The organism is uncultured Alteromonas sp. (assembly GCF_963976965.1).
GTDB classification, from domain to species: domain Bacteria; phylum Pseudomonadota; class Gammaproteobacteria; order Enterobacterales; family Alteromonadaceae; genus Alteromonas; species Alteromonas naphthalenivorans.
Map to the genome: position 1 here is coordinate 33018 of NZ_CAXBMP010000023.1, position 20226 is coordinate 53243.

Annotated in this window: 19 protein-coding genes; 12 read left to right on the forward strand and 7 right to left on the reverse strand. The window is 43.6% G+C overall.

The genetic code is table 11. From position 1 onward, the window contains the following. Position 1 precedes the first annotated feature (1 nt). Positions 2–664, forward strand: coding sequence for a fumarylacetoacetate hydrolase family protein (locus tag AAC006_RS15820; RefSeq protein WP_013783447.1), 663 nt, complete (start codon positions 2–4; stop codon positions 662–664). Next, positions 664–1158 (forward strand): YcgN family cysteine cluster protein, encoded by a 495-nt coding sequence (locus tag AAC006_RS15825; RefSeq protein ID WP_013783448.1) that lies wholly within the window; start codon positions 664–666, stop codon positions 1156–1158. Before AAC006_RS15820 ends, AAC006_RS15825 begins: the two co-directional genes overlap by 1 nt. On the opposite strand, the gene AAC006_RS15830 is transcribed toward AAC006_RS15825, so the two are convergent. Genes AAC006_RS15830 through nhaB form a run of 3 tightly spaced genes read right to left on the reverse strand, consistent with a single transcriptional unit; the run spans position 1155 to position 3820 of the window. After that, on the reverse strand, positions 1155–1643 hold the full coding sequence (locus AAC006_RS15830) for a GNAT family N-acetyltransferase (protein ID WP_013783449.1): 489 nt from the start codon (positions 1641–1643) through the stop codon (positions 1155–1157). The genes AAC006_RS15825 and AAC006_RS15830 overlap by 4 nt on opposite strands. Positions 1644–1699: 56 nt before the next feature. Beyond that, positions 1700–2227: a disulfide bond formation protein DsbB gene (gene dsbB, locus AAC006_RS15835; protein WP_013783450.1), complete on the reverse strand. Its 528-nt coding sequence runs from the start codon at positions 2225–2227 to the stop codon at positions 1700–1702. Between the two features lie 9 nt (positions 2228–2236). After that, positions 2237–3820 (reverse strand): sodium/proton antiporter NhaB, encoded by a 1584-nt coding sequence (gene nhaB, locus AAC006_RS15840; protein ID WP_013783451.1) that lies wholly within the window; start codon positions 3818–3820, stop codon positions 2237–2239. A gap of 441 nt (positions 3821–4261) precedes the next feature. Between nhaB and fadR the strand changes: the two genes are divergently transcribed. The 5 genes from fadR (at position 4262) to AAC006_RS15865 (ending at position 9249) form a co-directional block, all read left to right on the forward strand. Further along, complete coding sequence (fadR, locus tag AAC006_RS15845) at positions 4262–4972, forward strand: fatty acid metabolism transcriptional regulator FadR (protein ID WP_013783452.1); 711 nt, start codon at positions 4262–4264, stop codon at positions 4970–4972. Between the two features lie 311 nt (positions 4973–5283). Beyond that, positions 5284–7389 (forward strand): S9 family peptidase, encoded by a 2106-nt coding sequence (locus tag AAC006_RS15850; protein ID WP_126871490.1) that lies wholly within the window; start codon positions 5284–5286, stop codon positions 7387–7389. A 115-nt stretch (positions 7390–7504) separates the two neighbouring features. Beyond that, positions 7505–7897 (forward strand): VOC family protein, encoded by a 393-nt coding sequence (locus tag AAC006_RS15855; RefSeq protein WP_013783455.1) that lies wholly within the window; start codon positions 7505–7507, stop codon positions 7895–7897. 91 nt (positions 7898–7988) lie between these two features. Then, positions 7989–8348, forward strand: a complete 360-nt coding sequence (locus tag AAC006_RS15860) for a phasin family protein (protein WP_013783456.1) — start codon at positions 7989–7991, stop codon at positions 8346–8348. Between the two features lie 160 nt (positions 8349–8508). Continuing rightward, positions 8509–9249 carry a hypothetical protein gene (locus AAC006_RS15865; protein ID WP_126871425.1) on the forward strand — a complete coding sequence of 247 codons (741 nt, stop codon included), beginning with the start codon at positions 8509–8511 and terminating at the stop codon, positions 9247–9249. Positions 9250–9453: 204 nt separating this feature from the next. Here AAC006_RS15865 and AAC006_RS15870 read toward each other — a convergent pair whose 3' ends face one another. Next, positions 9454–10887: a hypothetical protein gene (locus AAC006_RS15870; RefSeq protein ID WP_126871426.1), complete on the reverse strand. Its 1434-nt coding sequence runs from the start codon at positions 10885–10887 to the stop codon at positions 9454–9456. Positions 10888–10946: 59 nt separating this feature from the next. Next, positions 10947–12407, reverse strand: a complete 1461-nt coding sequence (locus tag AAC006_RS15875; protein ID WP_126871427.1) for a DUF3336 domain-containing protein — start codon at positions 12405–12407, stop codon at positions 10947–10949. Positions 12408–12622: 215 nt separating this feature from the next. On the opposite strand from AAC006_RS15875, the gene AAC006_RS15880 reads away from it, so the two are divergent. The 3 genes from AAC006_RS15880 to AAC006_RS15890 are packed head-to-tail and all read left to right on the forward strand — an operon-like array spanning position 12623 to position 15949. Further along, positions 12623–13831, forward strand: a complete 1209-nt coding sequence (locus tag AAC006_RS15880; protein ID WP_126871428.1) for a DUF445 family protein — start codon at positions 12623–12625, stop codon at positions 13829–13831. After that, a complete protein-coding gene (locus AAC006_RS15885) occupies positions 13832–14506 on the forward strand; it encodes a TetR/AcrR family transcriptional regulator (protein WP_126871429.1) in 675 nt (224 codons plus the stop codon). Between the two features lie 3 nt (positions 14507–14509). Further along, positions 14510–15949 carry a wax ester/triacylglycerol synthase domain-containing protein gene (locus AAC006_RS15890; RefSeq protein WP_126871430.1) on the forward strand — a complete coding sequence of 480 codons (1440 nt, stop codon included), beginning with the start codon at positions 14510–14512 and terminating at the stop codon, positions 15947–15949. Here AAC006_RS15890 and AAC006_RS15895 read toward each other — a convergent pair. Then, positions 15946–16659, reverse strand: coding sequence for a DUF1439 domain-containing protein (locus AAC006_RS15895; RefSeq protein WP_126871431.1), 714 nt, complete (start codon positions 16657–16659; stop codon positions 15946–15948). The two genes, AAC006_RS15890 and AAC006_RS15895, sit on opposite strands and share 4 nt — an antisense overlap. A 293-nt stretch (positions 16660–16952) precedes the next feature. On the opposite strand from AAC006_RS15895, the gene AAC006_RS15900 reads away from it, so the two are divergent. Then, positions 16953–18599 carry a choline dehydrogenase gene (locus AAC006_RS15900; RefSeq protein ID WP_013783463.1) on the forward strand — a complete coding sequence of 549 codons (1647 nt, stop codon included), beginning with the start codon at positions 16953–16955 and terminating at the stop codon, positions 18597–18599. 8 nt (positions 18600–18607) lie between these two features. Here the strand turns inward: AAC006_RS15900 and AAC006_RS15905 are convergent, their stop codons facing one another. Beyond that, positions 18608–19216, reverse strand: a complete 609-nt coding sequence (locus AAC006_RS15905; protein WP_013783464.1) for a TetR/AcrR family transcriptional regulator — start codon at positions 19214–19216, stop codon at positions 18608–18610. Between the two features lie 124 nt (positions 19217–19340). On the opposite strand from AAC006_RS15905, the gene AAC006_RS15910 reads away from it, so the two are divergent. Then, a complete protein-coding gene (locus AAC006_RS15910) occupies positions 19341–20207 on the forward strand; it encodes a crotonase/enoyl-CoA hydratase family protein (RefSeq protein WP_126871432.1) in 867 nt (288 codons plus the stop codon). Positions 20208–20226 lie beyond the last annotated feature (19 nt).

A 20226-nucleotide genomic window follows, 5' to 3' on the forward strand; every position in this document is an offset into this window, starting at 1 on the left:
TATGTATCAACATTTAGATGTTCAGGGCAATCCCATTGCCTTGCCAGTAGGAAAAGTGGCGTGCATCGGTCGCAACTATCTTGATCATATTGAAGAAATGAAATCCGTGGTTTCAGCATCCCCTTTGTTGTTTTTAAAACCCAAAGCGGCGTTGTGCGACATGGGCAAACCGCTCAGTATTCCTACCGACCAAGGTGAATGCCATAACGAACTGGAAGTTGCTGTGCTGCTAAAGCACGCGGTGTCTAAAGCAACAGAAGATGAAGTGTTAGCGGCCATTTGGGGTATTGGGCTTGGTTTAGATTTAACCTTGCGTGATGTTCAGCGCGAGCTTAAGGCGCAAGGGCAACCCTGGGAACGCGCAAAGTCCTTCGATTTAAGTTGTCCAGTGTCAGGCTTCGTTCCAATCGATAGCATCACTGACTTACAAGATTTACGTTTTACGTTAAGTATAAACGGTGAAGTGCGTCAATCTGGGCATACCGCAATGATGCTACATAAAATAGTGCCCTTAATTGCTCACATGTCGCAGACTTTTACTCTTGATGCGGGTGATATAGTGTTAACTGGCACCCCTAAAGGGGTAGGGCCATTGCTTGTGGGTGACACTATCGAAGCCACCTTACACGATAAAATTACTGTTAATACAAAGGTTGTACGCTAATGACTGCCCCTTTTTGGGAAACCAAAACCCTTGAAGAAATGACCCAAAAGGAATGGGAGTCATTATGCGATGGCTGTGCAAAATGTTGCTTACATAAGTTTATTGACGATGAAAACGAGGAAGCGCAAGCGCCTACAGATTACATCAATGCCAATGAGCAAATTCATTACACTAATATTGTTTGTTCTCTGCTAAATACAAAAAGTTGTGAATGTACCCAATATGCGAAGCGAACTGAGCTTGTTCCTGATTGTGTTCAGCTAACTAAAGCAAACCTAAAAGATATCTTCTTTATGCCTACAAGTTGCGCTTATCGCCGTCTGCATGAAGGGCGAGGTTTGCCGTCTTGGCATCCACTGTTGAATAAGGGCAAAAAGCACGTGATGCACAAAAATGGCATGTCTGTGCGAAACAAAACGGTGTTTGAAACCGATGTGAATTTAGATGCCTTCGAAGATTATATTGCCATTTGGCCGTTGGAAGATTTAGATTAAGCGGTAATACTGTAAAGCAGCGCATCTCGCCCAAAAATGCGCTTGCGGCACAGTCCTTCCTTTTCAGCACCAATTCTCTCGGCTACACGCAAACTGGCTTTATTGTTGGGCTCGATAAGGCATTCTAATCGGTGTAAATTCATTTGTGTAAAGGCTAATTTTTTTAACGCCTCACAAATGGCTGTTGCTAGGCCTTTTCCACATGAGTCGGAACGAAGCCAATAACCCAAATTCGCGGTTAGATGAGTGTGGTGAATATAGTTGATAATCCCCATGCCCAAACAGCGCTCATCGTGCATAAGCAAGTAGGTTAACCCATAGCCTGACTCTCGTGCGGCTTCCATAGATTGAATACATTGTTTCGCCAATGCAGGGGTAACTGGGCACAGCGTGGCACCAAGCCAGGGTTTTACATGATGAATAGATTGCTGTGAAGCCTCACACAAGGCTTCAACATGTTTAGGGGCTATGCGCTGTATTGTCACCGGTCCCTGTTCTGTGTGGATAGGAGGGAGCCTAGACGGCAAAATAGAAAGGTCTATCAAAAGGGTTTCTTATCCAGCAATCTACATGCAAACACAATAGCAAATACCACAAAGTAAGCGGCAAATAGAATTTGCATCCACTCAGCCATTCCCATTGAAAGAAACTGCCAACTGTCTTCTAAGCAATCACCCTCGGCGGCAAAAATGGCAGGTATCCACTCATGCAATTGCAGCCATGATGGGAAGTTAGGCACGATTTCACAGCTGGCGAAAAAAGGGTTCGGCGCATTTAAAATACCAATATGTTCTTTAGCGATTAAAAAGCCCCAACCAGCAGATACTGCCCAACCGGCAAAACCGACCATGCGGGTAAGGCCGTTATTTTTAATCAAAACAAAAAGTGCTGACAACACAATGCCGTACATGGCAGTTCGTTGGTAAATGCACATAATGCAGGGTTTCAAGCCCATACCATATTGAAAATAAAGTGCAGCTAGTTCTAGCCCCAGAGATGTGGCAAAAAGCACAAGCCATGAAGACTTGTGCTCTGCCCAGCGACTAATGCGATGTACTACTGAACGCATGTCTATTTCCTAGTGTGAAACCACACCGCTAACAGCTTCTGTCGCGGTATGATGTTCGATTAAGTGCATGTCGTACAGCCATTGGGTTGCATCGGCTAAGCCTACATAGGTAGCTACCAAGCCCACAATGGTTAGCACAATGGTGTATGGCAATGCCATCATCACCATGCGGCCGTAAGACAAGCGTAGTAAAGGTGCAATCGCAGAGGTTAGCATGAACAAGAATGCAGCTTGACCGTTAGGTGTAGCAACACTCGGCAAGTTAGTACCCGTGTTAATCGCAACCGCTAGCATATCGTACTGGTCACGAGTAATTTGGCCAGCTTGCAGGGCTGCGGTAACTTCTGTGATATACACAGAGCCTACAAACACGTTATCACTCACCATAGATAACACACCGTTGGCGAGGTAAAACATCACCATCTGGGTTTCACCTTCAAAGCTTAGTACCCAATGAATAACAGGTTGGAATAAGCCTTGGTCGATAATCACAGCCACAACACCAAAGAATACGCAAAGCAATGCGGTAAACGGTAGGGCTTCTTCAAACGCTTTACCTAAAGCGTGCTCTTCAATAATACCGCTCATCGACGTTGCTAGTACAATAACAGAAAGGCCGATTAACCCTACTGACGCCATGTGCGTAGCCAAGCCCACTACTAACCATACGCCAATTAGTGCCTGAACCACGAGCTTAGCTGTTTCACGTTTGCTGCGGCTTTTATCCATATGTTCGCTGTAATCGGTAAGAATTTTTCTTACTGAATTTGGTAGTTTTGCACCATAAGTAAACCAACCCGTTTTCTCTAGGATCATGGTGGTTAACAAGCCGAAAACGAAAACAGGTAAGCTAACAGGGGCCATGCGGATAAAGAATTCAACGAAATCCCATCCAGCCTTATCAGCAATAATTAGGTTTTGCGGTTCACCTACCATGGTCATCACGCCGCCCAGTGCGGTACCTACCGCAGAGTGCATCATTAGATTACGAAGGAAGGCACGGAAGTTTTCTAGGTCATTACTGCCTAGCGAATCTACACCGTCGTCACTCGTGTGGTCATGATCTGAGTGGAACTCTTTACCTGAAGCGACCTTGTGGTAAATAGAGTAGAAACCTAAACCCACACTGATGATTACTGCCACTACGGTTAGCGCATCAAGAAATGCCGATAAAAAGGCTGATGCAAAGATAAACGACAGTGACAACACCATTTTGTTTTTAACCCCAATCACTAACTTGGTGAATAAAAACATCAGCAGGTCTTTCATAAAGTAGATACCGGCAACCATGAAGACCAGAAGTAATAGTACTTCAAGGTTAACCTCAATTTCGTGCATCATGTGCCCGGGCGTAGTCATCCCAATGAACATAGCCTCAATGAGTAGTAAACCACCTGGCTGCAACGGATAGCATTTGAGCGCCATGGCGAGAGTAAAGATAAATTGGATCACTAATGTCCAACCCGCCAAGTAGGGGTCAACCATAAACAATACTGGGTTGATAATGAGGAAGGCAATTATGGTCTGCTTATACCAATTTGGTGCGTGTCCCAGAAAGTTACTAAAGACCGCCGAGATCATTGAGGTTTGCATGAGTTCCTATTCCTTTTACAACAAAGCCGCTAACATTGCGTCTTTACGTTTTGAATTTCTGGTTATTGCACACATAAACTGACTTTCATCGAGGGCAAGTGATTGCAAGTTGTCGATAATCGGGCAGTTTTGCTGCTTTCATTATAATAGTCCGAAATTAAGCGTACATGATATTACAACCTTGAGAAAGCAATTCACAGACCCCATAAAAGGAAAGTTAGCGGAATTTCTCACGTTAGGTTGTTAATCAACCTAACAATGTAGTTTATTGCGTTGAGTAAGTCTGCTTTTGCGTGATAAAAAACGATTAACGCAAAAGTTTTAGGATTATTTTAATGAAATGTTAACAAATGTTGTTGGCAGGGGATTTTTCATTGTGATAATAAAAGCGCATCTGGTACAATCAGTCGCAGAATAACAATAACGTGCAGGCGATTAGTTATGATTTATAAGGCGCAGAGTCCCGCTGGATTTGCCGAAGAATATATTGTTGAATCGATTTGGAGTGGACGCTTCCCGCCGGGTACAATTTTGCCTGCCGAAAGAGAGCTTTCAGAACTTATTGGTGTAACACGCACAACCTTACGTGAAGTTTTGCAACGTTTGGCTCGTGACGGTTGGTTGACCATTCAGCATGGTAAACCCACAAAAGTGAATAACTTTTGGGAAAGCTGTGGCTTGAACATTCTAGAAACGTTAGCGCGTCTTGATCAAGAAGGCATTCCTGAGCTAGTAGACAACCTCTTAGCGGCACGTACAAATTTAAGTGCTGTGTTTATCCGAGGTGCAATTCGTAACAACCCCAAAGAATCAGCTGAGATTATTGCTCGTTATAAAAACGTGGAAGAAGACGGCGCTGCTTTTGCGCAATTCGATTATCAAATGACCCATGATTTAGCATTGGCATCAAATAATAATGTGTTCGTGTTAATGATGAATGGTTTCAGAGGTATGTATTCGCGTATTGGTGGTTTCTATTTCGATCATGAACAAGCGCGAGATGTGGCTAAAGCTTATTACGCGAAATTGCTTGATGCTGCAGAAAACGAAAGACACGATAAAGTACCTGTTGTAGTAAGAGACTATGGTATTGAAAGTGGTAAAGTTTGGCAGCAAGTACGTGACAGTATGCCTAAAGATATTGTGGATTAGCGCAATGGCTGTAGGGGAAAGCGAATTCACCTTCAAGCTAAAATCGTAGTTATTAACGTATTATCAAAAACGTCCTTTCAGGGCGTTTTTTTGTTTTAAGACACAGCTTGTAACTATTTACTACTCAGTTTGGCTGCATTAGTGCTTTTTAACCCTATATAAACCTTACAAATTACCTATACTTTGGGGTTAAGTTTTGTCACATATCATCTCCCGGAAAAGGAACTATCATGAAATCTTTATGGATAGCATCGTGTATGACGTTGACGGCGAGTCTTTCGCTTGGAGCGTGCAGCGATAATAGCACTAGCATGAAACAATCCTCTCAAATAGAAAAACAGCAAGGCGTTAAATTGATTACTGATACTCCAGCACCGGTTGCACAGAAAATTCCTCATGAGTTAACAGCTCACGGCGTCGTTCGTAATGATGACTATTACTGGATGCGAGATGATAGTCGTGAAGACGAGAAAGTGTTAGCGCACTTAGAAAAAGAAAATGCGTATTTAGAAACTGTTATGGCGCCATTAAAAGATAACAGAGAAACCTTGTACGAAGAGCTGATTGCCCGAATAGAGAAAGATGACACAACGGTTCCCTATTTAAAAAATGATTATTGGTACTTCACCGAATACTCTGGGGAAAATGAATACCCTATTTATCTGCGTAAACCATCGATGGATGCAGAGGAACAGGTATTACTGAATATGAATGTGATGGCCGAAGGCCATGACTACTATAATATTGGCGACTACTCAGTAAGCACCGACAATAACTTACTCGCGTATTCTGAAGATACATTGAGCCGTCGCGTTTATACTATTCTTGTAAAAAATTTAGCCACGGGTGAGTTGCTGTCAGACCAACTGACAGGTACCTCTGGTGCTGTAGAGTGGGCCAACGACAATAAACACCTTTTCTATGTGAAGAAAGATCTGCAAACCTTATTAGGCTTCCAGGTTTATCGTCATGTGCTTGGTACACCCCAAGAAGACGATACGCTAGTGTTTGAGGAAACTGATCCTACGTTTTATACCTACATTAGTAAAAGCAAAGATGATGACATGATTTACATTCATCATAGTCACACAGACAAAAGTGCAGTGACCTTAATAGATGCGAACCAACCTACTAAAGCGCCAATTCCATTCTTGCCTATTAGAGAAGATGAGGAATACAGCATTGAAAAGTCGGGCGATAGCTACTTTGTTCTGACTAACAATGCAGCAACTAATTTTCGAGTTATGAAAGCGCCAGCTTCTGCAACCGATGATATGTCCAAATGGGAAGAGGTGATTAGCCACAACCCTGATGTATTCATTCAAGATATTGAAGTGTTAGGCGACTTTTTGGTAGTAAAAGAGAAGCAAGACGGTGTGTTACGTCTGGTTGCGCATAATCTAAACACTGATAAAGCCACAGTAATACCTACCGATGACCCTATTTACGGCGCTTACTTTACCGGTAACACTCAGCAAAATACCAATACCTTGCGTATTTATTATAGTTCGTTAACTACGCCCGCAAGCATTGTAGATATCGATTTAAACACCTTCGATAAAGAAGTCCTTAAACAAACTAAGGTCTCTGACACATTTTCTTCAGCGGCTTATACCTCTGAACGTGTCATGATTATAGCGCAGGATGGAGCAAGTATTCCCGTTTCGTTGGTTTATCGTAATGATATGTTTAACAAAGATGGCACTAATCCACTGTATCAGTATGCGTATGGTTCTTACGGTGCCACGATTGAGCCAACATTTAGAAGTAGTTGGTTATCGCTAGTAGATAGAGGCTTTGTGGTAGCGATTGCCCATATTCGCGGCGGGCAGATGTTAGGCCGACAGTGGTATGAAGACGGTAAGATGCACAGCAAAATTAATACATTTACCGACTTTATCGACGTATCAAAAGGCTTGATTGAAAAGCAATATGCCGATCCTAATCGTGTGTTCGCGATGGGCGGCAGTGCGGGTGGTTTGTTAATGGGCGCGATTGCGAATATGGCACCTGAACTTTATTTAGGGATTTCTGCTCATGTTCCGTTCGTGGATGTTGTTACTACCATGAGTGACGACTCCATTCCTTTAACCACTGGGGAATATACAGAGTGGGGTAACCCTGCGAATAAAGATGAATTCGACTATATTTTATCTTATTCACCGTACGATCAAGTGAGTGCCCAAGATTACCCTCACATGTTAGTGACAACAGGGCTTCACGACTCACAAGTGCAATACTTTGAGCCGATGAAATGGGTTGCGAAACTACGTGACTACAAAACGAATGATAATTTGTTGTTGTTTCAAACAGATATGGAAGCTGGCCACGGTGGTGCATCTGGTCGGTTCAAACGTTTTGAGTCAACAGCGCTAGAATATGCATTCGTGTTTTACCTGGCAGGTATAGAAATCTAGCTGACGAGATTTAAGCTAGCACCACTATGTTTTACTGACATAACGAACAGGCAAATGCTTCAGCATCTGCCTGTTTTTACATTTGGCATTTGTTAACACTAAAAGGAAACATGCTATGAACAGTAATCCCGTTGGTTGGTTTGAAATTTATGTTGAAGACATGCCTCGCGCGCAGGCTTTCTACGAAAGCGTGCTGACGGTTTCCTTGGAAGCACTGGAAGACCCCTCAGCAGATAAATCTCAAGGCGCATTCAGTATGATGACGTTCCCCTCTGACATGGAACACTATGGCGCCAGTGGTGCATTAGTTCATATGGAGGGTGCCCCAGTAGGTAAAAATAGCACCTTAGTCTATTTTGCATGTGAGGACTGCGCCGTTGAAGCGGGTAGGGTAGTTGACGCAGGAGGCGTTCTTGAGAAAGAAAAAATGGCGATTGGTGAATATGGATTTATTGCGTTAGCCATTGATACAGAAGGGAATATGATTGGGTTTCATTCCCAAGCGTAAACTTTTTACGGTTTTGTTTTTTTATTAGTATGCGGTTTCTAATTGTACTTTGTATAGTGATTCTGTAATCGAACATTCACAGGAGCTGACGATGACAACCACTGATACCATTAAAGGTAAAATTAACGAAGCAGAAGACATGGCTCGCAAAATTTGGCTAGCAGGGCTTGGCGCGTACGGAAAAAGCGTAGAAGAAGCACAAGGTCGTTACGAAAAGCTAAGTGAAGACGCGAACAAAATGTTTGATGACTTAGTAATCAAAGGTGAAACGCTAGAAGACGATGCGCGTAGTAAGTTTAAGTCGACCACCAATGATGTTGAAAACCGTGTGGCAGATGTACGTAAAAAACTGGGCTTAGATACCGACCCCGCCGATCATCGTATTGAAGAGCTTTCAGCAAAAATTGATGCGTTGACGGAAGCCGTAGCTAAGCTAGCGGCGAATAAATAGCACTTAAGTTTTATTGTTGCTATTTTTTAGCAAGGTAGTTGCTGTCGTTTTTTGTAGTCCTGTTACTTACAAAGGTATTAGTGCCAATGCTGGTGCTAATACTGATACTAATAGAACGTAATAACTACCTTGCCCTATTCGTTTTGAAGCGGGAGGTTACATGCCTAATAATCACAAATCATCACCACTATTTGGATGGCTTACAGCGGGTTCTGATTTAATATCAGCGCAACTTGAAAGTACAGCTAGTACAGTAAGTAAAAAAATTGATGATACTCACTCCTCAATTGAGGCTATGCAGCGCAAGGGCGCTGAAGTAGAAGGTGAGTTGAAACGTCGATTTAACCCAGTTTCATTAGTTGATAGCGCACAACAGTTGGTGATGTCTACGCCACTGTTTAGTTTACTTTCTGGTGGGAAAGCACGGGTTGAAAGAGAGCATCAAATAGAGTTACTTTCCGCAAAAGTTGACTTGTTGGTAGAACAAGTAGCATTACTTGCCGCAAAGCGTGCTGCAGAAAAAGCTGCGGGGAAAGCCCAAACGCCAACAAAAACGCCTGCAAAAGCCCCAGCAAAGGCCGCGCCAAAATCTACTGCGAAAGCCACCCCAAAAACAGCGGCAAAAGCTACCCCTAAAGTAGCCTCAAAACCTGCCACCAAAACAACAGCTGCATCAACTAAGGCAAGTGGAACGGCCAGTAAAACCACCACAGCTAAAAAAGCATCTTCCGCGACTAAATCAACCACTACGGCTTCAACTGCATCGAAGCCAGCAGCGACGAAAGCGACCTCGGCTAAGGCTACAGAAGCCAAGCCCCAGGCAGCGCAGTCTTCAACATCAAGCAGCACATCAGCGGCCACCAAAGCCACTGGCGATAGCAAGACCGATAGCGACTCGTAAGTCTGTAGCACGATAGTGTTTTGCAGAGAGATAGTGTTCGGTAGTACGTTGCTGGCTACCCCGTTAGGCGCAATAAAAAAGAGAGTAGGTACTCTCTTTTTTGCAGTCGCACTCGATAGCGTTATCAGTGCTTCGCCACAGGCGTTAATACTTCGCCACAGGCGTTAGTACTTCGCCACGGGCGTTAACGCTTTCGCAACAGGGCTAGCTTGATTTGCTCCACAGATTCTGGTGTTTCTTATAACTAAAATAGTCGTGGGGTTCCCAAAAACTGGGGATCAAATCATCTACCGCGTCTGAGGTGAAATTGCTAGAAAGCTGGCTCATGATTTCTTTCAAGCGCGCTTTATCAACACTCATCAATTTCTTTCTGCTAGCGGGGAAGTAGAGGTTTCTGCCTTTTTCAATCACTTCGATATGACCGCTGCTGATATGCTTTTGATTGCGCGTGGTTACTTTGCAAATTGGCTCGCCAGGTTTAGTTGGATTTAATCCTATCACCACCGCACATTCATATTGGTCTTTTTCTTGGCCGTTTTCATTAACAGGAATGAAAGTAATGCCGAAGCCTTGCGGGAAGTAACCGACCAAGTCAATAAAATCCTCCGCGAGCTTTTTATTTAACGCGCCTTTTTTAGATAGCTGCTCTATAAGTAAGTAGCCTTTAGGCAGGTTTTTACGGCTGTAATCGTTTTTAGTTGAAAAAATCACAGACGCATAAATTTGCGGTATTTTAATTAGCTCACCTAAACCAGTTTTAGACACAAAGGCATCTTTTACCAACTGGCTAACAAAGTCATTGGCCTCATTGTGGGTCTGCACAAATCGGTCACGTTCTTCTTTCACGTTTCCCACATAGGCTGGAATGCCTAACCCTTCAGTAAGGTATTTCATGGTGAAGTGATAGTTAAGCTTCAACAAGTCTTTTCGCTGAGATTCTTCTAGTAATCGGAATTCATCCAACTTATTGTCTGCGCCACGTAATATCGTTAATGCGGCGGGGCTTTGTAAGCCTACATCTTGTAGCAAAGAGGCAGTAATTAATGGTCGCCCTAATTCTATACGCCACTTTTCGCGCCAATAGCGGTTACCACGCATCCGAGAAATCGCATCACGATATTTTGAAAGGTACTTGTGCGCAATGGTGTCGTGATCAAGTAACTTATCAGTAAGTCTTAATACTAAAACGGCTTTATACAAAGGCTTAAAGCGCTGGTGAATGCGGGCAAATTTACCTTCTGGGCCTTGGGTAAGCAACATTAAAGTGCCAAGAAACTTTGCACTTAGCTGCTGAGTTTCTTGCCAGCTATCTCCCTCGCATAGCTTGATAAGCTTAGTGCTCACTTCATCAATTCGAGTAAGCCGCGCCAAGCGTTCCTCTTCAAGCTTTTGACTAGAGTTTTTGATTTGTTTTTTGAGCTGATCTACAAGAACTTCTTTCTTAGTTGAAGCTTTCGCTTTTTTTAGCTGTACCTTCAACTCCTCAACATGGGCTTCTAGCTCAGGGGTTAACGAAAAAAAATGTTTCGCATCTTCAAAGACTGAGCCATAGCCAACCTCTTGCGGGTACACCATGTTTATTAGTTGTTTTACTTGCTGCGTGTAGATGCTGTCAGGGCTTTGAATTTGTGCGCTCACCGATATCCTTTGTGTATGTTTTCAACCCCAATCACAGTCAAATTCCTGCGTTGGGTGGGTTAATAGGCACTGTGTCCTAATTCAACCGCTTCTCTTTGTTTCAATTTACCAAGATAATACCGCAAACTTTCGCTAATTTTGGTATTTTTTTCAATAACATCGAGCTGTGGCCAAGTTGATTTTTCTCCGCTCACTATGAGCGCATTTATACTTTCAAGGCTTGGATTAGCAATAACTTGTGTCAAATTACGAATTTGTTGTTTGGGGAGAATGTTTATGTTTCCTACATATTGTTGATCGATAATAGACTTCACTTTATGAATAGTAAGTTTAGCACCTTTATTGTCAGTCATATTTTCAATAATATCGATGGCAAAAATACTGTTACTTTTTAATAGCTGCCCCACGTGACGCGTTGATAACCCCCACAGTGATTGAGGATTGATACGCGCAGATTGGATGAAGGGCACGGCGAGTGGATTGGTTTGGCTAACAATACTATGGTTAACACCGTACAACCTAGCAAGCCTATCAAAGGGTAAGTCGGCCATTAGCGAGCCGTCAGCGAAACGTCGGTTAGGAATATAGGGAACGATATCACCTGCAGGTGTTTTAGCGCGAAGTTGTACAGGGCTAAATACTACTGGCACGGCACAAGACGCTCTTACCGCTTGGGTGATAATGGCGTTAGGCGAAGTTTTGGCATTTAGTAGCCTAGAATGCTGGTGTAAATCTGCAGGCGATACGGTTACGGTTACATGGCGACGGGTCTTTTTATACGCTTCTTCAAAGGTGGTTAAATCAAAAAGGCTGATTAACGCATTCTCTAACGCAGTGCTATCAAACAAACTATTTTTGCCAAAGCCCGCCCAACTTCGCCATTTTTTGAAGGTTTCATAAATATTTTCAGCGCTTAATGCATCGAGTAGTTCATCATGAGTACGTGTGCCTACCAAGGCTGCAATAATAGAACCCGCACTTGCGCCTGATACAACAGAAGGTAACAGCTCTTTCTCATTTAGCGACTTTACCACCCCGCAATGAAAGAACCCCAACCCAGCTCCTCCCGATAACATGAGGCAGCTGCGCCCGAATGCATGGGCGGTTTCTTCAAAAAATGACAGTTTCTCGTAAAAGTCTACGTCGTCTTCATTCGCTTGGTAAATTTGGTCAAGGGCAAGCTTCACCTCTTCAATGAATTGCACGATAAGATATTTAGTGCCCATCTTGCATTTGCGGCGTATAGCTGGGTTTGCAATATTGCCTAAATTCCCATGCAAGCCTTCATGAATAATTGACATAAGCGCATGCATGTCGCCATTGCCTCTGGCAATTTTCAGGCGTTGTACCCGTTTCTGAATAAGTATGTAGTCGTAATCATCTGATGCATCATCGGCTTTCCACGCTTCTGCACCGGAAATTTCGTCATGCGCTAAGCAAGCTTCTTGGTACGCTTGATAGCTTGAAGCATGGGCAATGTCTTGGTCTAATTTTTTTAAACGTAAGTCAAATAAAGCCATATTTTCAGTGTCTCAAGTGAGCATACAAAAAGTGTACAAAGGAAATTTAGAATGCGCTACCTAACAAAAGTTAATCAAAATTAAGAGGGTTTTATTTGATGTAATCTAATAAATTTCACAAACCTTGGTGCATTTAGAGATAAAACATTGACCAATTCGTAAGCACTCAGTAGCCTGAAAGAGAAGAAAAATAATTCGAGCAAGTTGTTCGCCATATGGAATGGAATTTAGAAACACTGAGTTTGCTGTCAATTCCGCTAATAAGCGCGCTGGTTGGCTGGTTAACGAATTACCTCGCGGTAAAGATGATGTTTTATCCCATCGAGTTTGTCGGGATCAAGCCCATATTTGGTTGGCAGGGTTTAATTCCTGCCAAGCGCAGACAAATGGCGGAAATTGAAGTAGAGCTTGTTTTAGGCAAGTTGTTGAGCGTCGAAGAGCTCGCACAGCGTATCGACCCTAGCGATCTCACCAAAGCAATAGAACGACGGCTTGGGCAAGTTACCCGCAAAGTCGTTAACGACGTTATGTCTGAGTCTGCCCCTCAATTGTGGGCAGCGCTTCCCGTGCAAGGAAAAAACCTTGTATATCAACGTATCGAAAATGATATTCCCAATGTGGTTCACAAGATGGTGGATGACTTTCAGCACAATGTAGCTGAAATTCTCGACATAAAAGAACTTGTGGTTGAGCAACTGGTAAATTCACCTTCGTTAATTAATGAAATTTTTCTTACCGCAGGTAGTAAAGAGTTTCCCTTTATTGTGCGCTCAGGTTTCTATTTTGGTTTCCTGTTCGGGCTACCCACCATGATTTTATGGTACTTCTTTCAAAACTGGTGGATTCTACCCCTCGGTGGGCTTTTAGTGGGCTACGCAACAAATTGGATTGCGATAAAAATTATATTTGAGCCTAAACGCCCCGTTAAATTTGGCCCAATCACCATACAAGGGATGTTTCTTAAACGGCAAAAAGAAGTGTCTGAGGTGTACGCCGAGATTATTGAGCAAAAGTTGATCACGCCTAAAAACATCACCCACGTTATATTGCATGGCTCTGGTTCAGCTCAACTCCTGGAGCTTATAGAGCTACACGTTAACGATGCTATAGAGCGCTATGTCGCTATTACTCAGCCATACTTTGCCCTAGGTGTGGGGTCTGAAAACTATCATAGGATGAAAGCGTTGGCGGTAAAGCAGATATTTGATAACTCTGATAAATATCTGTTGTATGCCTATGATTACGCTAACGATGCTTTGCACGTCGGCCAAGATTTATGCGAACGAATGCAAGCCTTAAGCGCTGAAGAGTTTGAAGGGGTGTTACGCCCCGCTTATCAACAAGACGAGTGGAAGCTCATCGTCACAGGTGCCTTATTAGGCCTACTCGCTGGCTTCGCGCAATTATATTTGGTGTTTTTGTAAATGAAGACATCGCAGCGGATTTTACTGACGGCGCTCACCCTGTTTAATCGGCATGGCGAGAATGGTGTTACCAGTGTAGACATAGCCATGGAGTTAGATATTAGCCCCGGCAATTTGTATTACCACTTCAAGGGCAAAGAAAGCATGGTGAGTGCGCTTATGCGTATGCATGAAAAGCAAATGCAGCGTGTGCTGGTACCCAACGCTTTAGATTCGCTTACCGCCGAAGAGGTAATGTATTACTTGTATCTGCTGGTAGACAGCTTGCACGTATTTCAGTTTTTTTATCGAAGCCCTGCGGATATTGTTGAAAAATATCCGTTAATTGAAAAGCCCCGTAAAAATATTCTTTCAAGTTTACACAAGCAGCTTTCTCAATTACTGACTACATTAAGCCATAAGAAGGTATTGGTCGCATCACCTTCAGATCTGACGTTGCTGGCAGATTTGCTTAGCCTCATCATTACTCAGTCTTGTCAATTTGATGAAACTAACAGCCATATGGATGAAACATCTCAGCGTTATCATGCGCTGTCGCTCATGATGGTGAGCTTACTTCCACGATTAATACTCAGTGAAGCACAACAAAACAGTATTTTAGAGGCGTTGCATTCACATGCATTAGCCAATGTCACAGAGCATGTGCCACAGGATATGTTTAATACAAAGGAATAGTCGATGAGTAAAACACTTAGTTTTCTTGATAAGTCCTTTTGGATAACGGAATCCGACGACAACCCTAAACATGTTGGATGTCTTCAGCTACTAGAGATGCCCGAAGGCGCGAAAAGCCCTGAATATGTACCTGCTATTTATAATGAAATTAAAGGGTTTGCAAAAGGGACGTCACCGTTTAATTGCGTTGTAAAAACCGTGCTAGGCTATCCGGTAGGGCTTTCGCCAGTGAAACATCTGAACATGGATTATCATGTTCAATTGCATCACATTGACGATGTGAGTGACCGACAGAATCTAGATGATTTTGTTGCGCAATTGCACGCTGCACGATTAGACCCTGATAAACCTCTGTGGCAATACCATTTCATCTTCGATACTAACAGTAGTACTTATGCCATTTACGCCAAGGTACACCATATGTATGGCGATGGCGCGACCTTAGTAAGGTGGTTTCAATCTTGTTATGTTTCTGCTTCCAATAATTCTGAATTCACGCCTATTTGGGCGGTGAAACGACTCCGTCATAAACGCAATGATTCCACCAGTTTCTACAAACGCTTAGTGAGTGTAGGAAGCGCCATAAAAACGGGCTTCGATTTACTTATCATTTTAATACGCATTTTTTTAAAACTGTTGAGAGTGAACCCTCATTACATGCCTGTGCCTTTTTCAGGTACGAAAACCGTGCTAACGGGGCAGGTGGTAGCGGGAAGGGTAGTCACTACCACAGATATCGATTTTAAACGGGTAAAAGCCTTAGCTAGACGCACGCGAGCATCAGCCAATGAAATTCTTCTGTGCGCTTTTGATATTGGGGTTCACCGGTTACTTCAGGATCATGGTCAGGTTTTTAAAAAAGCACTGTATACCAATATGCCTATAAACCTTCGAAAACCGGGAGAGAAAACCACAGGCAATAAAATTGCTATTGTGCCGGTACAGCTAGCCCATGGCGATCAAGACCCTTATCTTCGTTTACGCCAGATTATTATTAACCATAGAATCGTAAAACATGCCGCGATGCGAGCCCGCCCAGCTTCCTTTAGTGGCTACACCATCGTGATCCAATCTTTAGCCTTGGTATTTGAATGGCTTAAAATTTCCAATGTGGTTAAACCTATCGCTAATATTTTGGTATCGAACATACCTGGCCCACGAGATACGCGGTATTTAAAAGACAGTAAGTTACTTGCCTGTTATCCCATTTCCACCATGACCCCAGGCGGCGGGGTAAATATCACATTGATGACCTACGCAGGGGTGGCCAATGTAGGTATTGTTTGCTGCAACAAAAATATAAGTACACTGAAGCCGTTAGCCGGTTATGTGCAAGAAGCTTTCGAGATGTTGGAGGCATGCATAGATAACCCTCGGCTGCGCATTACTGATATAGGGGAACATGAAGAGTCGGTGCCTGTGTCGATTGTTAGCGAACACTAAAAATAGAACCGAAGCGAAGATGGTTCGACCCTAACTGTTTTTCCATAGCGTGCAAAAAGTACTTCCCGCCATTGATCTTCGCGCATTATATGGTGAAGAGGAAGTGTAGCCATTTTATCCAATATGGCTTTTTCAATTTGAGGCTTATGGAAATCAAGTACGGCTTGTTTCGAGCCGCTTAAATATAGCTTCAAATATTCTACCGCTTGGTCGGAAGTACCCACGGTTACCAGTGATAATATATTTTTTAACGAGCGACCCAACAGCGAATCTAAATTGCCGGGTACAAAGCGAGAAAGTAAAAATTGGGTGTCTTTTAATAAGGCGTAGTCGTCGTTCACCATAATAATGTTGTCTACCTGCTTATCGATAAAATAAAGGGTAGATTCATGTTTGTTGTAATCCGGTGAGGCACTTAGCGTAATGATAAGGTGGGCACGGTAAATGGTCGTTTCAGCAACGTTAATGGTTATTGACGCTAATAATTGAATGCATAGGCGGTTGTCTGGGGCATTAAAGGTCAATTTACCACTGTTTACCGCCACATGTGCTTGGCCTGCGGGTATGGCTAAGGGGAACGATTGAGGCAGATTTTCAGACAATAAAGCATTGAGCTCATCGGCTGAAAACTGGTCGTAGCGAAGCCTTCCTAGCTTGATTAAAAGCTGGGAAATAAGAAGCATACCTTTGTCGCGTAAACCTAGTTTCATTTTTTCATGCTATGCGTTTATTTACTTAAACGGGGTGTGATGGACTTAACTCGTTATACATAAAACAGTTTTTAAAATATATAACATATCACTTTTGGATGGGCTGTTTATTTTGATAGTCTGGTCTTACCACAATGCTGCATATCATTTTATTTTTGACAATAAGTGACTAATACTAAGCATCTAATAATAAGAGTCGGCACAGCTCAGTCATGCGCCTACAATTCGTAATTGCATAGTAATACAGGCATTAACTGAGTATTTCACCGCGTAAAAGTGTTTTGGAGCAATGCATGAATGAGATTCAGGGTAAGTATGACTATATCATCGTAGGTGGTGGGTCTGCAGGTGCGGTATTAGCGGCACGATTATCTGAAAACCCAGCTCTGAAAATTCTTATGCTAGAAGCCGGTACGAAAGACACTAACCCGCTTATTCATATTCCTTTTGGTTTATCGCTATTAAGCCGATTTGAAGGCATAGGGTGGGGGTATCATACCGCACCACAAAAAGAACTATACGATCGTGAGCTATTTTGGCCTCGAGGAAAAACACTAGGCGGCAGCAGTTCCGTTAATGCTATGTGTTACATTCGTGGTCAAAAAGAAGACTACGATTATTGGGTAGAGCAGGGCGCAGCTGGCTGGGGTTTTGAGGACGTACTACCTTACTTCAAGCGCTCTGAAAACTTCTTCAAAGGTGAAGACGAGTTTCATGGAGAAGGTGGGCCGCTGCATGTTTCTCAACTTAAGCACACCAGTGTGCTTTCCGATGCTTTCGTTGAAGCCGCAAGCCACGCAGATTTTAATGTTGTAGATGATTTCAACCGCGATATACGTGAAGGCATTGGCTATTATCATGTTACCCAAGTCAACGGACAGCGCTGCTCAACCGCAAAAGGCTATTTAAGCCAAGCACTTCACCGCAATAATCTTACTGTACTTACCGGTGTGGCCGCGGAAAAAGTACTATTTGACGACAACAGAGCCATTGGCGTGCAAGTACGAGAAAAAGGCAAAATTGCGCGGTATTCTATTAACCGTGAAGCGGCTAATAGCGAAGTAATACTCTGCGGCGGCGCTATCAACTCTCCCCAACTACTTATGCTTTCCGGTATCGGGCCAAGAAACGAATTGGAAGACAAAGGCATTTATGTCATGAATGACCTGCCAGGGGTGGGGCAAAATTTACAAGACCACCTAGACGCTATTGTTCAATTTACCTGTAAAGCACGAGAAGGTTATGCGATTGCTGCTGGTGCATTACCCTCTTACCTAAAGGCCTCGTACGATTATCTTTTTCACCGTAAGGGAATTTATTCTTCTAATGTGGCTGAAGCGGGTGGTTTTGTAAGTTCAAGCCTTGCTACCCGAGGCCCAGACATTCAATTTCATTTCTTGCCCGCTATATTAGATGATCACGGGCGAAAGTTTGCCTTTGGTTATGGGTACGGCGTGCATGTGTGTTGTTTGTACCCTAAAAGCAGGGGCAGTATTACGCTGCAAAGCAGCCATCCTGCCGATCACCCGCTTATCGATCCAGGTTACCTCACGGAACCTGAAGATAGACAAGTAATGATTGAAGGCATACGAATGGCAAGAAAGCTGTTAGCTGCACCTACGTTTGATAAATTTGAAGGCAGTGAACTGCATCCAGGCACTGATGCTGAGTCTGATGAAGCGCTTCTTGAGTTTCTAAGGGAGCGGGCTGAAACCATTTATCATCCTATCGGTACTTGTAAAATGGGGAGTGACGACGACCCTATGGCCGTGGTCGACAATCAGCTTAAAGTGCGCGGCGTAAAAGGCCTGCGTGTGGTAGATGCCTCTGTGATGCCAAGCCTTATTGGCGGAAATACCAACGCGCCTACCATCATGATTGCAGAACGAGCGGTAGATTTTATTAAAGCTGAGCATGAAGGGCTTACTGCGCCCATTTAACTGATGTCTTAGCTTTTCGATACTTGCATGAACAAATCGGCGGCGCAGTCACACATTTCATCAATGTGGCTGCGATCAGCATATATCCCATCAATTAATAACCGTGCAATACCATGCAAGGTGCCCCATGTTACCTGAGCCATGCGAAGTGCGTCTTGCCCTGCTGGTAGTAGGCCTGTTTGCTGCCAGTATTTTGTCATATCTACTTGGAACTGAAAGCAAGGGTAAGCCACTTCTTTTAGCCCTTGTGTTGCGCCATTGTCGTGCCAAATAGTACGACCAAACATCAGCTCATACATTTGCGGGTTGTCCGCTGCGTAGCCTATATACTCATGAATAAACTGACGAAACCGCGCTTGTGGTGTCACGTCGTGTTGTTCGAAAATTCGCTTGGCGTTGGTATGCCACTGGCTAAAACCTTTGGCCGCAATGGCGCTTAACAAGGCGCTTTTATCTTTAAAGTGATGATAGGGCGCGGTTCGCGACACACCAGCATCTTCCGCAAGCTTTCTAAGTGATAAGCTGTCTATACCGAATTCTGCCACCCGTTTCGTCGCCGCTTCTAATAAAGCGGTGCGCAAATCGCCATGATGATAAGTTTGTGCTGCGTTTGTCATACTGGTGTAAACCAAACCCTATTTTATGGTTGAGACGAATAGATAACGTTTTATCTTGACAGTGTCAACATTGCATTTTATCTTGACGCCGTCTAGTTTGCAAAAATGTTAACAGGAGAGTGAAATGGAAGCCGAGTCAATGTCGCAAGAAAACCCGTATTCTACCCTTGAAGTGATACAAGAAGGGTATATTGCAAAGGTCGTGTTAAACAGGCCAGAAGCCATGAACAGTATGAATCCTGCCTTTTGGACAGAATTCCCCGCTGCCATTCGCGCGATAGACGACGAGGGCACCGCCCGCGTTATTATCATTTCTTCTACCGGAAAGCATTTTTCAGCTGGCATGGACTTGTCGGTATTTTTGAATATGGCGAAAGACTTTAAAGGCGACCCATCAAGGCGTGCAGAGCGCATGCGCCGTATGGTGATGCTATTGCAAGATAGCTTTACGGCGATAGAGCAAGCTCGTATGCCTGTTATTGGGGCAGTACAGGGCGGTGCCATTGGCGGCGCAGTAGATTTGCTTAGCGCCTGTGACATGCGTTATTGCACCAGCGATGCCTTCTTTACTATAAAAGAAACGCAATTAGGCATGACCGCCGACGTAGGTACTTTACAACGTTTACCTAAGCTTATTCCTATTGGTGTTGTGAAAGAGTTGGCGTACACCGGCCGTAATTTTGGCGCCCAAGAAGCCCAGCAGTTAGGCTTTGTGAATAAGGTATTTGATGACCAAGATATCATGCTTAGCGAAGTGACTAAGTTAGCGCAGTCTATCGCGATGAATTCTCCCGTTGCGGTAGCAGGCACTAAAACCATGATTAATTACGCGAACGAGCACACTACTGCTGAGAGCTTAACTTACATGGCAACGTGGCAGGCAGGCATGTTCCAAATGGAAGATGTGATGAAAGCCATGGAAGCACAGAAAACCCAATCGCTTCCTGATTTTGAGCCACTTCATGGCGCAGTAAATAAGATGAAAGACTAGCGTGCAGGCAACCGAATAG